Genomic DNA, 15,095 nt, shown 5'->3' on the forward strand with positions numbered 1-15,095 from the left:
GGCCTGCTGCTGGGGCAGGATGAGCCGACAGGTGATCATGTACCGCGGAAGCGGAGGGCCGCCAGGGGCCGTGGCGGCCGAAAGGAGAGGGCATTGTGCGCGTAGCACTGTTCGTCACCTGCATCAACGACCTGCTCCAGCCACGGACGGGGCAGGCGGTGGTGGCGCTGCTGGAACGACTGGGGGTGGAGGTCGGCTTCCCGGAGGGGCAGAGCTGCTGTGGCCAGCCCCAGTTCAACACCGGATACCGGCACGCGACCGAACCGCTGGTGCGCCGTTTCGACCGGGTGTTCCGCGACTTCGACCATGTGGTCACCCCGTCCGGGTCCTGTGCGGCGATGGTGCGGGACAACTACCCGCGGATCGGCGCGAAGGCGGCCGCCGAGGGGCGCGGCCGGGAGCTTGCGGACGCGGCGGCGGTCGCGGTGCCCAAGACGTACGAGCTGACGGAGTTCCTGGTGGATGTGCTGAAGGTGGAGGACGTCGGCGCCTACTACCCGCATACCGTCACCTATCACCCCACCTGTCACGGGCTGCGGGTGCTGGGGCTGGGTAACCGGCCGCGGCGGCTGCTGGACCGGGTCCGGGGGCTGGAGCTGCGGGAGTTGCCGGGCGCCGAGGAGTGCTGCGGCTTCGGCGGCACCTTCGCGGTGAAGAACGCGGCGGTCTCGGCGGCGATGGGCGCCGACAAGGTCCGCAACGTCGTCGCGACCGGCGCTGAGGCCCTCTGTACGGTCGACAACTCCTGTCTGCTGCACCTCGGCGGCACCCTCACCCGGCAGGGTGCGGCGGTCCGCCCGGTGCACATCGCCGAGATCCTGGCCAGTACGGAAGGGAACGTGTGGTGAGCGGTACGTACCTGGGCATGCCGGCGTTCCCCCGGGCCGCGGCCGCCGCCACCCGCGACAGCCGGCTGCGTGCCAACCTCACCCACGCCACCCACACCATCCGCGACAAGCGGGCGGCGGCCGTGGCCGAGCTGGACGACTGGGCCGAGCTGCGGGCGGCGGGCGCGGCGGTGAAGGACCGTACGCTGCGCCATCTGGACCACTATCTGGAGCAGTTGGAGGCCGCGGTCACGGCGGCGGGCGGGCAGGTCCACTGGGCGGTGGACGCCGACGAGGCCAATGCGCTGGTCACCCGGCTGGTGCAGGAGACCGGTGAGCGGGAGGTCGTCAAGGTCAAGTCGATAGCGACGCAGGAGATCGGGCTGAACGAGGCGCTGGCAAAGGCCGGTATCCGGGCCTACGAGACGGATCTGGCCGAGCTGATCGTGCAGCTCGGCGGGGATCTCCCGTCGCACATCCTGGTCCCGGCGATCCATCGCAACCGCTCCGAGATCCGCGACATCTTCCGCAAGGAGATGGGCAGTTGGGGCCGTCCGGCGCCCGAGGGGCTCTCCGACTCCCCCGCCGAGCTGGCCGATGCGGCGCGGCTGCATCTGCGGGAGAAGTTCCTGTCGGCGAAGGTCGGCATCTCCGGCGCCAATTTCATGGTGGCCGAGACCGGCACCCTGGTCGTAGTGGAGTCCGAGGGGAACGGCCGGATGTGTCTGACCCTGCCCGAGACGCTGATCTCCGTCGTCGGCATCGAGAAGGTGGTGCCGAGCTGGCAGGATCTGGAGGTCTTCCTGCAGCTGCTGCCCCGCTCCTCCACCGCCGAGCGGATGAATCCGTACACCTCCACCTGGACGGGCACGACGGACGGCGACGGTCCGCAGACCTTCCACCTCGTGCTGCTCGACAACGGGCGGACCGACACCCTCGCCGACACCGTCGGCCGGCAGGCGCTGCGCTGCATCCGCTGCTCGGCCTGTCTGAACGTCTGCCCGGTGTACGAGCGGGCCGGCGGCCACGCCTACGGTTCGCCCTATCCCGGCCCGATCGGCGCCATTCTCACTCCTCAACTACGGGGTATCGGCGGGTCGTTGGAGGCTTCGTTGCCGTATGCCTCGTCGCTGTGCGGGGCGTGTTACGAGGTGTGTCCGGTCGCCATCGACATCCCCGAGGTGCTGGTGCATCTGCGGGAACGGGTGGTGCAGGGCGGGCCGGTCACCCGGGGCGGGGCGCGGGTCGTCCTCAAACCGGCCAAGGGGCATGCCGCGGAGCGGGCCGCGATGCGCGCGGCGGCCTGGGCATTCGACCACCCGGGCGCGCTGCGCACCGGAGGGCGGCTGGCGGCCCGCACCCGGCGGCTGCATCCGCGGCGACTGCCGGGCCCGGGCCGTGCCTGGTCCGCCACCCGCGATCTGCCCGAGGTGCCGGCCGAGTCCTTCCGTGACTGGTGGCAGCGCACCCGCCGGACATCGGACGAGCAGCAAGGAGGCAACGGGTGAGCAGCCGGGACGTGGTGCTGGCGCGAGTGCGCCGGGCGCTGACGGATGTGCCGCGTGGGGAGCGGCCGGACGAGGCGCCGGTGGCGCGTGACTACCGGCGGGTGCACGGGTCCCGCACGGCGGAAGAGACCGTCGAGCTGCTCGCGGAGAATCTCGCGGACTACCGGGCGCTGGTGCACCGCAGCACCGCCGGAGCGCTGCCGGAGCTGATCGGCCGGCTGCTGGCGGAGCGCGGGGCCCGCACGGTGCTGGTGCCGCCGGGCCTGGATGCCTCATGGCTGGCCGGTTCCGGCGTCACCCGCGTCGAGGACCGGGCGTCCGCCACCCCGCGGGAACTCGACGCCGTGGACAGTGTGCTGACGGGCTGCGCGGTGGCGATCGCGGAGACCGGCACCCTGGTACTCGACGGCGGACCCGGTCAGGGCAGGCGCCGGATCACGCTGGTGCCCGATCATCACCTCTGTGTGGTCCGCGTCCCTGAGCAGGTGGTCGGGTCGGTCCCGGAGGCGCTGCCCCTGCTGGCGCCGGACCGCCCGCTGACCTGGATCTCCGGTCCGTCCGCCACCAGCGACATCGAGCTCGACCGGGTGGAGGGGGTGCACGGGCCGCGGACGCTGGAGGTGATCCTGCTGGCGGGGGCGTAGCCGACGGACACCACGGGCAGCGCGCCCTCTCGACGGGACCGGGAAGAAGATGCGGCGGCCGCCCCGACCACTGAACTGGCCGCCGCGCCCCTGACCTTACCCGCGGGTCACTTACGGGGCCATCATCTGCTCCCCGGCCGGGGTGAGGTGTGCGTCACGCCGTACCAGCGCCGCATAGCGCCCCTCGGCGGCGAGCAGTTCGTCGTGGGTGCCGCGCTCGGCGATCCGGCCGGCGTCCAGCACCACGATCTGGTCGGCGTCGCGGACCGTGGAGAGGCGGTGGGCGATGGTGAGGGTGGTGCGGCCCGCGGACAGCTCGTCGATGGCCTGCTGTACGGCGTGTTCGGTGCGGGTGTCCAGGGCGCTGGTCGCCTCGTCCAGGACGAGGACGGGCGGGTCGCGCAGGATGGTCCGGGCGATGGCGAGGCGCTGCTTCTCGCCGCCGGAGAAGCGGTAGCCCCGCTCGCCGACGAGGGTGTCGTAGCCGTCGGGCAGGGCGGCGATGTGGTCGTGGATCTGGGCGGCCCGGGCGGCGCGTTCGATCTCGCCGTCGGTGGCGTCCGGCTTGGCGAAGCGGAGGTTGTCGGCGACCGAGGCATGGAAGAGGTAGGTCTCCTGGGAGACCACCCCGACCGCGCGGGAGAGGGTGTCGAAGTCGAGGTCGCGGACGTCGGTGCCGTCGAGGGTGACCCGGCCACCGGTCACGTCGTAGAGCCGCGGCACGAGATAGCTCAGGGTGCTCTTGCCGCTGCCGGTCGGTCCGACGACGGCGAGGCTGCCGCCGGCGGGGACGGTCAGGTCGATGCCGTCGAGGGTGGGGGCGGCGTCGGGGTCATAGCGGAACGTGACGTTCTCGAAGCGGATTTCCCCCCGCGGGGCCGCGATCCGGACCGGCTCGGCGGGCTCGGTGATGGCCACCGGCAGATCGAGGTATTCGAAGATGCGCTGGAAGAGCGCGAGCGAGGTCTGCATCTGCACGCCGGTGGAGAGCAGGGAGACGGTGGGTCGCAGCAGGCCCTGCTGGAGCGAGACGAAGGCGACCAGGGTGCCCAGGGAGAAGGCGGGGCCGCCGAGCTGGAGGACGAGTCCGGCCGACCAGTAGATCAGCGCGGGCATGGCGGCCATGACGATGCCGATGGTGGCCATCCGCCAGCGGCCCGCCATGTTGGCGCGGACCTCCAGATCGACCAGGCGCTCGGACTCGTCGGCGAAGCCCTGGGTGAGGGAGTCGGCACGGCCCATGGTGCGGCCGAGGAGGATGCCGCTGACCGAGAGGGACTCGGTGACCATCGCGGACATCGCGGCCATCTGCTTCTGGCGCGTGGTGGTGATCTTCTTGCGTTCCCGGCCGACCCGGCGGCTGATCCACACGAAGAGCGGAAGCAGCAGCAGGGAGACGACGGTCAGCCGCCAGTCGAGGGCGATCATGGCGCAGACGGTGGCGAGGACGGAGGTCAGGTTGGAGACCAGGGAGGTGGCGGTGGAGGTGACCGTCGCCTGCATCCCGCCGATGTCGTTGGCGATCCGGGACTGGACCTCGCCGGTGCGGGTGCGGGTGAAGAAGGCCAGCGGCATCCGCTGGAGCTTGGCGTAGACAGCGGTGCGCAGATCGTGCATGACGCGCTGGCCGACGGTGGTCGACAACAGGGTCTGCAGCACACCGAAGACGCTGGTGGTGACGGCCGTGGCGATCATGCCGAGCGCCAGCAGGCTCAGCAGTCCGGTGCGCCGGCCGGGGATGGCCACGTCCAGGATCTCCCTGAGGAGGAATGGGGAGGCCACCGACACCAGCGAGGAGGCACCGACGAGCAGGCCGACGAGGGTCAGCCGGCCGCGGTAGGGGCGGAAGAGGGCGAGGATCCGCCGCAACGGGACCGGTATGTCCGGGTCCTTGGGCGGTGGGGTCCACTGGGGATCGTCGCTGCGCATGGGCTCCTTCGGGAGGGGTGAGGGCAGGCCGTCCGGGACGGCCGGGAGGCAAGCGTCGTGGAGCTTAGCTCATTGTTACCTATACTCACAATGAGCCTGGTCCTGATATCCGCTATCCTCGCGGTATGCCCTCCCCCGAGCCGACGGTCAGCACCTCGAACCTCGCCGAACAGCTGGTACGGCTGACCCGCCGGATGCACCGCGCCCAGAAACACCATCTGGAGCACCTGGACATCGCCTTCACCCCCGCGCAGTCCCGGCTACTGCGGATCGTCGGCCACTACCGCGACACCCCGCCGCGGATGGCCGACCTCGCCGAGCGGCTGGAGGTCGTCCCGCGCGCGGTGACGACGCTGGTGGACGCGCTGGAGGCGAACGGTGCGGTGCGCCGGGTGCCCGATCCGGCCAACCGGCGGGTGGTACGCATCGAGCTGACCGACACCGGCCGGTCCACCCTGCGCGCGTTGCGCAGCGCCCGGCGGGCCGCGGCGGAGGAGATCCTTGCCCCGCTGACCGCCGATCAGCGCGAGGTCCTCGGCGGTCTGCTGTCCACGCTGGTGGACGGGCCGGGTGTGCCGCATTGAGCTGACGGGGAGTCAGTCGGAGGAGTGCCGTCGTCGCCATGCCGCTGCTGGGGCCGGGCCCCGCGTCCCTGCGGCCCGCGGCTGCCCCGGTCCGGCACACGTACGGCCGGACGGACGGGCCCGAGTCCCCGGCCTGTCCGTCCGGCCGATGAAGAACGCGCCCTCAGCGCACCGGCAGCAGCGCCACCGCCCGCTTCGCCGGGACGGTCAGCCGGACCTTCCCGTCGTCCCCGACGGTGACCGTGTGGCCGTAGCACGAGGACGGGGTGGCGGCGACGACATCGCAGTACGTACCTCCGGGAAGCGAGGTCGCGAAGGTCTGATTCAGCTCGCCCGCGCCGTTGTTGAGTGCGACGAATCCCTTGCCGCCGCGGCCGAAGGCGATCGCGCTGCCTCCGTTGTCCCACCAGTCGGCCAGCGGGGCGGCGCCCACCGCGTTGCGGAACCCGACCATCCCGGTGATCTCCTGCTTGGCGTGCTCGCGGGTCCAGCCGCCGCTGCCGCTGGGCGGTCCGGCGTCCTTGTCGGACCACTCGTAGCCGGAGTAGACGTTCGGTGAGCCGTAGGGCGAGGCGAGCATGAAGACATTGGCGAGGGTGTAGGCCGCGCCGTCTTTGTAGCTGAGCGTCGAGCCGTTGCGCTCGGTGTCCCAGTTGTCGACGAAGGTACGGGCCTTGTCGCCGCCGAGCTTGCCGTCCGCGACGGACTTGAGCTGCGCGAGATTGCCGCCCTGGAAGGCGCTCTTGAGGTGGCTGCCGTAACGGAATTCGTCCACGTCGCCGGTGCCGGTGTACTCCTCGGGCTGCACTGCCTCGCCGGCGCCGTAGATGACCTCCTGCGCCCAGTAACCGGGGTCGCGCATCTTGCCTTTGATCGCCGCGAGGTCGGTGGCGGAGATGTGTTTGGCGGCGTCCACCCGGAAGCCGTCCACCCCCATCGACCGCAGGCCGTCGAGGTACTTGGCGATGGTGGTGCGGACGTACTCGCTGCCGGTGTCGAGGTCGGCCAGGCCCACCAGTTCGCAGGTCTGGACGTCGGTGCGGTTGCCGTAGTCGGAGATGCTCTTGCGGCAGCCGTGGAAGTCCTGGTCCTGATAGAAGCCGGGGTAGTTGTACTTGGTGTACCGGGTGCCGCCGGTGCCCGTGCCGGAGCCCGCGGCCATGTGGTTGATGACGGCGTCGGCGAGGACCTTGACGCCCGCACCGTGGCAGGTGCGGACCATCGCGGCGAAGGCGTTGCGGTCGCCCAGCCGTCCGGCGATCTTGTAGCTGACGGGCTGGTACGAGGTCCACCACTGGTCGCCCTTGATGTGCTCGGAGGCGGGCGAGACCTCGACATAGCCGTAGCCGGCCGGGCCGAGCTGGTCCGTACAGGCCTTGGCGACGTCCGCGTACTTCCACTCGAACAGCGTGGCGGTGACGGTCTTTTCGCCGGGCGGGGTGGCCTGGGAGGACCACGGCGCGAAGGTGGCGAGGCCGGCCGCGGCCAGTACGCCGGCCAGCGCCCCGCCCAGCACACGGGAACGTTGCTGCATTGTGCGGCTCCTTGGTCATGGGGCGCGGCAAGGCACACCGCGCCCACGAGTGCAGCCACACGCCGGGCCGCCTTGGGGGGATGGTGTACCGGAGCCTGCCTTTTGCCGTGTGGACACGTCAAGGCTTTCTGCAAGGCTTTTCAGGCCCTTGCGAAAGGAACTGACGGTGCGGCATCCGACCGTGTGCGGAGGGGTCCTGTGGTGCGGCCGAGAATCCAAGCGTGCCGCGACGAGAGTCCAACCGGCCCTCTTGTGTCCCGGCCCACCGGCCGACAGGGTCCTGACCGAGGTTCAGGTATGCCCCGGTACACCACCGCTCCCTGGAGGACCGATGAACCAGGCACCATCGCAGAACCACGACGACCCCAACGAGCCCGGCCCGAGCCGCCGTTCGGTCCTGTGGACCGCCGGTGCGGCGGGCGCCGGGCTGGGGCTCGGCGGCCTGTTGTCCGGCCAGGCCGTGGCGGCCGCGCCCGGGACGGCCGGTGCCGCCGCCGCACCCGAGGCCAAGGGCAAGACCATGATCGGGGTGCCGTTCGAGCGGCGCAGCACCGTACGCGTCGGCATCATCGGCCTCGGAAACCGCGGCGGCAGCATGATCGACCTGTTTCTCGCGATGCCGGGCGTGCAGGTCGTCGCGCTGTGCGACCCGGTGAAGGACAAGACCGCCAAGGCCGCCAAGAAGGTCACCGCCGCGGGGCAGCCCGCGCCCGCCGTCTACACCAACGGCGACCACGACTTCGAGAACCTCTGCGCGCGCGGTGACCTCGACTTCGTCTACGCGGCCACGCCCTGGGACTGGCACTTCGAGATGGCGCGGACGGCGCTGCGCAACGGCAAGCACGTGGGCGTGGAGTGCCCCCTCGCCCTGCGGCTGAACCAGCTGTGGGAGCTGGTCGATCTCTCCGAGCGCACCCGCAGACACTGCATGCAGCTGGAGAACTGCTGTTACGGCAGAAATGAGCTGCGGGTGCTGCGGATGGCCCACGCGGGCCTGTTCGGGGAGCTGCTGCACGGCGCCGGTGCCTACATCCACGATCTGCGCGGCCTGATGTTCGACCCCAAGTACTACGAGGGGCCCTGGCGCCGGCTCTGGCACACCCGGATGCGCGGCGATCTCTACCCCAACCACGGCTTCGGCCCGGTCGCCAACTACATGGACATCAACCGCGGCGACCGCGCGGTCCGCATCTCCAGCGTCGGCACCCCCGCCCTCGGCCTCGCCGCCTACCGCAAGGAGCACATGCCGGCGAACGACCCCAGCTGGAAGGAGTCGTACATCGAGAGCGACCGGACGATCAGCCTCGTCCAGACCGCCAAGGGGCGGGTGATCCGGCTGGAGCACGACGTCTCCACCCCGCACCCCTACAGCCGGATCAACAGCCTCGGCGGCACCAAGGGGCTCTTCGAGGACTATCCCGAGCGGATCTATATCGAGCCGGACCAGAGCAACGACACCTGGGGCGACTTCGGCAAGTACACGGAGTGGGACCACTGGCTCTGGAAGGAGCACGCCAACCCGCCCGGCGGCCACGGCGGCATGGACTACATGCTGGTCTTCCGGCTGATGCAGTGCATGCGGCTCGGCCTCGTACCGGACTTCGACGTCTACGACGCGGCGACCTGGACCGCGCCGGTACCGCTGAGCGACCTCTCGATCAAGGCGAAGGGCGCCCCGCAGGAGATCCCCGACTTCACCCGCGGACAGTGGAAGAAGGCCCGTCCGGGGATGGATTCACAGAAGCCGGAGGAGTAGAGGCTTGGGGGCGGGCCCGGCGGACGGTGGCTCCGCCGGGTCCCGGCGTCCCGGCGGACGGTGCCTCCGCCGGGTGCCTGCGTCGGCCGGCGGAGGCCGCGCCCGGCGCCGTCCTCCCGCCGGCCGCGCGTGCAGCGCATCGCGCCGCGTACGCTCAGGCCGCCAGGTGCGCCTTGTCCCCCATGACCACCACCGGGTTCCGGGCCGGGTCGAGGGCGCGCAGCAGCGCCTGCATGGCGGACTTCGGGACGCTGATGCAGGCAGAGGTTCCGCTGCCGTGGTCCATGTGCAGCCAGACCCCGCCCCCCTTGGACTGGCCCTCCGGGCGGGTCGGGTCCAGCGGAGAGGTCCCCTTGACGCGGTTGTAGTTGATCGCGACGACATAGTCGAAGTCGTGGCGGGTGTTCTTGGCCCAGTACGACGGCGGGGTGAACGCCGCGGAGTGCGTATAGGGCAGCTTGGCGCCGGGATCGTCGAGCACACCGCCCGCGTCGGTCAGCGCGAACACTCCGACCGGGCTGCGCTTGTCCCCCTCGTGATGGTGGGTCGTCCAGCCCCGCCGGCCGTTGTGCGCAGCCCACTTCCCTTTCTGGTCCCAGCCCTTGGCGCCCTTGTCGTAGAGGACGACGGTGGCGTCGGCGGAGTCCACACCCTCCCCGTAGACCGCGACGACCTGCCGGGAGGCGGCGGGGATCCGTGACCGCAGCGCGGCGCCGACCTCGGGGATGTTCTTGAGGTGGGTGGTGGCCGACGCCCCGCGGGCCGGGCCGCCGGGGCGCTCGCCCTTGCCCGCGCCGTCGCCCTTGCTGTCACCCCGTTCGCCGCCCCCGCTGCCGCCGCAGCCCGTCAGAAGAACCAGCCCTGCGGCGGCCACCGCCGCCATCCGCCTCGCACTGCCCGCTGTTCGCATGGCCCCCATGCTCGCACCGCCGGGGCGGCGCACCTCCGGCACCCGCCCGCTGGGCGCGGACCGCCACACGATTGTCCGAAACCCGGGGCCACAGCGGAAAAACCGTTTGAAATCAGACCTCCCGACCGGCCAACCTTCCAGAACCTCCGCCCGCGACACGACCGGCGGGGGGGACTTCGCCTTGCCGGGAGGCCTGCCGCCATCGGCCCCACCACGACTTCGCCTGGGACATCATGCATATTCGCGACCTTCCGCATCCCGATCCGGGCGTCCCGGACGTCCGTACGGGCGGCGCCTTCCTCCGCTGGCTCTGCGCACAGCAACTCGGCGGACAGCTGTGGGCCCTCGCCTGGGGGCTGCTGAACGTCGGCGCCATCGCCGCCTCCCCGCTGCCGGTGGGCCTCGCCGTGCAGGCAGTGGTGGACCGCGATGCCCACCGGCTCCTCCTGGCCGGCGGTCTGGTCCTGGCCCTGGGGCTGCTGATCGCGGTCGGCGGGGTCATGCTGCACCGCGCCGCGGTCACCAACTGGATCACCGCCGTCGCCCGGATGCAGCAACTGCTCGCCCGCAAAACCACGGAACTGGGCCCGGCCATGACCCGGCGGGTGGCGGCCGGCGAGATCGCCGCCGTCAGCACCGGCGACCTGGAGAAGATCGGCTGGTTCGTCGAAGCGCTCTCCCGGTTCGGCGCGGCGGCGCTGACCACCATCGGCGTCTGTGTCGCCCTCGTCTGCTACCAGCCGGCCCTGGGTGTACTGGTCGCGCTGGGCGTGCCCGTACTGGCGCTGGCAGTCCTGCCGTTGCTGCCGCCCGCCATCCGGCGCGCCGACGCCCAGCGCGACAAGGCCGGCCGGGCCACCGAGCTGGCCTCCGACACCGTCGCCGGACTGCGCGTGCTGCGCGGCATCGGCGGTGAGGAACTCTTCCTCGGCCGCTACCGCAGCGCCTCCCAGGAGGTTCGCCGGGCCGCCGTCCGCAGCGCCCGGATGTGGTCGCTGATCGCGGCCGTCCAGGTGCTGCTGCCGGGGCTACTGCTGCTCGCGGTGGTCTGGTACGGCGCCCGGCTCGCGCTCGACGGCACGATCGCCGTCGGCGATCTCGTCGCCCTCTACAGCGCGGTCACCTTTCTGCTCTTCCCGCTCCGGCACTTCGAAGAGATCGCGCAGGCCTATGCCTTCGCCAAGCCGTCGGCGACCCGCACGGCCCGCGTACTGGCCCAGCAGCGCCCGGCCGGCGCACGGGCCGGGGACCTGGCGGCGGCGCCCACCGGCGATCTGCACGACCCGGTCAGCGGTCTGACCGCCCCGGCCGGCCGGCTGACCACGGTGGTCTGCGGCGACCCCGACGCGGCGGGCCGGCTCGCCGAACACCTCGGCGGGCACCCGCCGTCGGCGGACGACGGCAGCGGGCCCGGCTCTCCGCCGTCCGTCGTCCTCGGCGGCACCCCGCTGGACGAGCTGCCGCGCGAGGCCGCCCGCCGGGCGGTACTCGTCCAGGACAAGGACCCGATGCTGCTCTCCGGCACGCTCGGCGAGCTGCTCGACGTACCGGCCTCCGGGCGGGTGGGCGCGGCGGAGGCACTGGCCGCGGCGCAGTGCGGCGATGTGCTGACCGCGCTGGCCCAGGCCTCCGTCGACGACTCGGGCGACCCGATGCGCACCCACATCACCGAGCGCGGCCGCTCGCTGTCCGGCGGCCAGCGACAGCGACTGGCGCTGGCCAGATCGCTGGTCACCGACCCGGAGGTACTGGTGCTGGACGAGCCGACCAGCGCCGTCGACGCACACACCGAGGCCCGGATCGCCGAAGGTCTGCGGGACCTGCGGAGCGGACGCACGACGGTCGTCCTCACCTCCAGTCCGCTCCTGCTGGACCGGGCCGACCAGGTGGTGTTCCTCCAGGAGGGCAAGGTCGCCGCCCGAGCCACCCATGGCGAACTGCTGCTCCAGCACTCCGCCTATCGCGCGGTCGTCACCCGCGCACCGGACCCCGAGCCGGCGATGTCGGCCGGCCGTCCCGAGCAAGAAGGGAGCACCGCATGATCGGCCTGGCGCCCCCGGAACACGATCCGGACGCCCCACAGACCCTCACCACCCTGCCCGTCGGCTCACCGGCGACGGTACGCAGCTACGTCGCCGACCTGATCCGCCGTCACCGCAGGGCGTTCACCGTCCTGGTCGCCGTGAACGCGGCCGCGGTGACCGCCTCCATGGCCGGCCCGTATCTGCTCGGCGGAGTAGTGGAGAAGCTGTCCGCGGGCGACCGGAACCTCCAACTGGAGGGCACCCTGGCACTGTTCGCCCTCGCGCTGGCCGCCCAGACGGTGTTCGTCCGGATGGTCCGGCTACGCGGGGCGATGCTCGGCGAGCTGATGCTGGCGGACCTGCGCGAGGACTTCCTCGTACGGTCCGTGGCGCTGCCGCCGGGCGTCCTGGAGCGGGCCGGAACCGGCGATCTGCTGTCGCGGATCACCACCGACATCGACCGGCTCTCCAGCGCGATGCGCGAGGCGGTGCCACAACTGGCCATCGGCGTGGTGTGGGTGGCGCTGCTGCTCGGCGGCATCACCGCGACCGCGCCGCCGCTCGCGCTGTCCGTAGTGGTCGCCCTGCCGCTGCTGATCGTCGGCTGCCGCTGGTACTTCAAGCGGGCACCGAGCGCCTATCGCTCGGAGGCGGCCGGCTACGCCGCGGTGTCGGCCGTGCTCACCGAGTCCGTGGACGCCGGGCGAACGGTCGAGGCGCACCGGCTGGGCGCCCGCCGCATCGCACTCTCGGAGCGCAGGATCCAGGAATGGACCCGATGGGAGCGCTACACACTCTTTCTCCGCTCGGTGCTCTTCCCGGTCGTCGACCTCACCCATGTGCTGCTGCTCGGCGCGGTGTTGCTGCTGGGCGGGGCGTTCGTCATCGGCGGCTGGATCACTCCGGGGCAGCTGACGACGGGGGCGCTGCTGTCGCAGATGATGATCGAGCCGGTCGGCATGATCCTGCGGTGGTACGACGAGCTGCAGGTGGCCCAGGTGTCCATCGCGCGGCTCGTCGGCGTCCGGGAGATCGAACCGGAGGCCGCGGATCCGGAGCGGTTCCCCGACGGCCGGGACGTGCACGCCGACCGGGTCAGCTTCGGCTACCTCGCGGACGTGGAGGTGCTGCGCGAGGTCTCGTTGCGGATCCGTCCGGGGAGCCGGCTGGCGCTGGTGGGACCGTCCGGCGCCGGCAAATCGACGCTGGGCCGGCTGCTCGCCGGTATCTACGGGCCCCGCACCGGCACCGTCACCCTCGGCGGGGCCGAGCTCTCCGCGATGCCGGCCGAGCGGATCCGCGAGCAGGTGGCGCTGGTCAACCAGGAACACCATGTCTTCGTCGGCTCACTGCGCGACAATCTCCGGCTGGCGCGCGCCACGGCGGGCGAGGCCGAACTGTGGGCCGCACTCGGTGCGGTGGACGCCGACGACTGGGCACGGGCCCTGGACAACGGTCTGGACACCGAGGTCGGCTCCGGCGGCCATGCACTGACCCCTGCCCAGGCACAGCAGATCGCGCTGGCCCGGCTGGTCCTCGCCGATCCGCACACCCTCGTACTGGACGAGGCGACGTCCCTGCTCGACCCGCGGGCGGCCCGCCATCTGGAGCGTTCGCTGGGCAGGGTGCTGGACGGCCGTACGGTGGTGGCGATTGCGCACCGGCTGCACACCGCACACGACGCCGATGTGATCGCGGTCGTCGAGGAGGGCCGGATCAGCGAACTGGGCAGCCATGACGAACTGGTCGCGGCCGAGGGCGCTTACGCGGCGCTTTGGCGGTCTTGGCATGGGTGAGGGGGGTGCGGGCGGCGAGGGGCTCCCGACCTCGCCGCCGTCTCTGCATCGGCCCTCGGCCCTCGGTTCTCGGCCGCCGCGGGCTGATGTGGGTGCGGGCGGCGGGGACTCCTGCACCGCCCCCGTCTCCACTTCGGCCCTCGGCCGCCGCGCCGGGCACGTCAGATATAGCCGAGTGCGCCCAGCCCCCCGATGCCGCCCAGCAGCATGAACACGGGCATCAGCACCTTCAACTCCACCCAGCTGCCCGCCTTGAAGCGAATGGCCTGGGGCGGGCCGACGGGGTACCAGCGCTTCCGGCCTATCGGGATCGGCCACAGGACGGGACAGCCCGAGACCGTCAGGGCGTCGCCGATGTCATGGACCAGCGCCCCCAGGACGACCGGCAGGCCCAGCCAGAGGTACTGCTGTCCCGGCTCGGTGAACAGCCAACTCGCGCCGTTGCCCGGCTGGTCGAGGATGCCGCCCAGAATCCAGGCCGCGGCGGCGCCCAGCAGCCACACCAGCACATCGCTGGAGACCCGCGCCGCCCGCCACAGCAGCCCCTCGATGGCGAGCACCATATGGACGAAGAGGATGCCGAGCACCGCCCAGCGGCCGCCCTTCATCGCCAGCAGCGACATCCCGCCGCCGACCAGCACGGCCCACAGCCAGGTGTGGGTGAGTGTCCGGTGCCCGCCATTACGGTTCGAATCACCGCGCATCTTGGTCGCCTTGTACACGGCATGCGAGAGGGCGTCGACCACTTCGCACAGAATCCGCGAGAGCGGACCGAAGGCCCGCGAGATGGTCGCGGACTTGTGGTCGAGGTCCGGGGCCAGCGCCGCTCCGGCACAGATCAGCGCTCCGCAGACGAGCACCGGCCAGGGCATCGGATACCCGGCGGCAGCAGCCCCCGCACCCACCCCCAGCCAGGCCGCGGCCCCGGACAGCGAGTGCGCCGGTCCCATCATGATGTGCTCCCACCCTTTTCTCTTGCGCGTCTTCTCCAGCGCGCCCCATATGCCTCGCGCGCCCCCGAGCTGCGCCCCTGACGCCCGTTCGGCGACTCAGCGTAGCGTCAGATGATCTCCGTGGGGGGTGGGGGTGCGGGCGGCATGGTGCGGGGGGGGCGGGGCGAGAGTGGGGGACGGGGGGCTACGGAGACGAGGGCGGGCTACAGCAACATCGGCGCTCCGGACAGGGGGAGGACGGCCCTGGTGGAGGGCGCGGCTCGGTCAGCACGAATGGCCCTCAGGGAGGGTGGGCGTTGATCAAGGTGGGTGCCTTCCCCGCCGGCGGTATGCCCCTCCCGGCGCGAGCCCCCGCCGACCGCGGCCGCATGCGGTGGGTGATGTCTGCCACGTGCCGACCGGCTGCGGCGCGGCGGGTGACCGTCGGTAGCGACGATACGTCCACGCGCCGGCACGGAAAGTGAGGGCGCCGAGCCGCTCCGCCCTGTGGCCTGAGTCGTGAATGCGGACTTTTGTGCTGCTCAGGGGGGTCGGAGGGGCGTATCGGGGCGGTGGCGGGGCCCGAGTCACGCGGTTCCGGGGCCGGCGGACCTGCCGGGTTCCGGGGCCGAGGGCCTTCGGTTGATCTCG

11 protein-coding genes are annotated in these 15,095 nt (G+C 71.8%); 7 read left to right on the forward strand and 4 right to left on the reverse strand.

Annotated elements, in window-relative coordinates:
• Nucleotides 1-95: 95 nt before the first annotated feature.
• From CPH93_RS04170 to CPH93_RS04180, 3 genes are read left to right on the forward strand one after another with little or no spacing between them, the layout of a single operon-like run.
• The gene (locus CPH93_RS04170; RefSeq protein ID WP_096211980.1) at nucleotides 96-848 is read left to right on the forward strand and encodes a (Fe-S)-binding protein; all 753 of its coding nucleotides are present in this window, start codon (nucleotides 96-98) and stop codon (nucleotides 846-848) included.
• Complete coding sequence (locus CPH93_RS04175) at nucleotides 845-2,335, forward strand: lactate utilization protein B (protein ID WP_096215305.1); 1,491 nt, start codon at nucleotides 845-847, stop codon at nucleotides 2,333-2,335. The genes CPH93_RS04170 and CPH93_RS04175 overlap by 4 nt, the downstream gene beginning before the upstream one ends.
• On the forward strand, nucleotides 2,332-2,979 hold the full coding sequence (locus CPH93_RS04180) for a LutC/YkgG family protein (RefSeq protein WP_096211981.1): 648 nt from the start codon (nucleotides 2,332-2,334) through the stop codon (nucleotides 2,977-2,979). The genes CPH93_RS04175 and CPH93_RS04180 overlap by 4 nt, the downstream gene beginning before the upstream one ends.
• A 111-nt stretch (nucleotides 2,980-3,090) precedes the next feature.
• Here the strand turns inward: CPH93_RS04180 and CPH93_RS04185 are convergent, their stop codons facing one another.
• Nucleotides 3,091-4,908, reverse strand: a complete 1,818-nt coding sequence (locus CPH93_RS04185) for an ABC transporter ATP-binding protein (RefSeq protein WP_096211982.1) — start codon at nucleotides 4,906-4,908, stop codon at nucleotides 3,091-3,093.
• A gap of 125 nt (nucleotides 4,909-5,033) precedes the next feature.
• On the opposite strand from CPH93_RS04185, the gene CPH93_RS04190 reads away from it, so the two are divergent.
• Nucleotides 5,034-5,492, forward strand: coding sequence for a MarR family winged helix-turn-helix transcriptional regulator (locus tag CPH93_RS04190; RefSeq protein ID WP_093486992.1), 459 nt, complete (start codon nucleotides 5,034-5,036; stop codon nucleotides 5,490-5,492).
• A gap of 163 nt (nucleotides 5,493-5,655) precedes the next feature.
• On the opposite strand, the gene CPH93_RS04195 is transcribed toward CPH93_RS04190, so the two are convergent.
• Nucleotides 5,656-7,026 (reverse strand): alpha-amylase, encoded by a 1,371-nt coding sequence (locus CPH93_RS04195; RefSeq protein WP_096211983.1) that lies wholly within the window; start codon nucleotides 7,024-7,026, stop codon nucleotides 5,656-5,658.
• Nucleotides 7,027-7,357: 331 nt separating this feature from the next.
• Here CPH93_RS04195 and CPH93_RS04200 point away from each other — a divergent pair, with 331 nt between their 5' ends.
• Nucleotides 7,358-8,782, forward strand: coding sequence for a Gfo/Idh/MocA family protein (locus CPH93_RS04200; protein ID WP_096211984.1), 1,425 nt, complete (start codon nucleotides 7,358-7,360; stop codon nucleotides 8,780-8,782).
• Nucleotides 8,783-8,936: 154 nt separating this feature from the next.
• Here the strand turns inward: CPH93_RS04200 and CPH93_RS04205 are convergent, their stop codons facing one another.
• On the reverse strand, nucleotides 8,937-9,701 hold the full coding sequence (locus CPH93_RS04205; RefSeq protein WP_173909712.1) for a hypothetical protein: 765 nt from the start codon (nucleotides 9,699-9,701) through the stop codon (nucleotides 8,937-8,939).
• Between the two features lie 224 nt (nucleotides 9,702-9,925).
• Here CPH93_RS04205 and CPH93_RS04210 point away from each other — a divergent pair, with 224 nt between their 5' ends.
• Together CPH93_RS04210 and CPH93_RS04215 are read left to right on the forward strand one after the other, a co-directional pair.
• Nucleotides 9,926-11,734, forward strand: coding sequence for an ABC transporter transmembrane domain-containing protein (locus CPH93_RS04210; protein WP_096211985.1), 1,809 nt, complete (start codon nucleotides 9,926-9,928; stop codon nucleotides 11,732-11,734).
• Nucleotides 11,731-13,512, forward strand: a complete 1,782-nt coding sequence (locus CPH93_RS04215) for an ABC transporter ATP-binding protein (protein ID WP_096211986.1) — start codon at nucleotides 11,731-11,733, stop codon at nucleotides 13,510-13,512. The genes CPH93_RS04210 and CPH93_RS04215 overlap by 4 nt, the downstream gene beginning before the upstream one ends.
• Before the next feature lie 161 nt (nucleotides 13,513-13,673).
• Here CPH93_RS04215 and CPH93_RS04220 read toward each other — a convergent pair whose 3' ends face one another.
• Nucleotides 13,674-14,465, reverse strand: coding sequence for a metal-dependent hydrolase (locus CPH93_RS04220; protein ID WP_006601878.1), 792 nt, complete (start codon nucleotides 14,463-14,465; stop codon nucleotides 13,674-13,676).
• Between the last annotated feature and the right edge of the window lie 630 nt (nucleotides 14,466-15,095).

Source organism: Streptomyces sp. 2323.1 (genome assembly GCF_900221035.1).
In the GTDB taxonomy this organism is placed as follows: Bacteria; Actinomycetota; Actinomycetes; order Streptomycetales; family Streptomycetaceae; genus Streptomyces; species Streptomyces sioyaensis.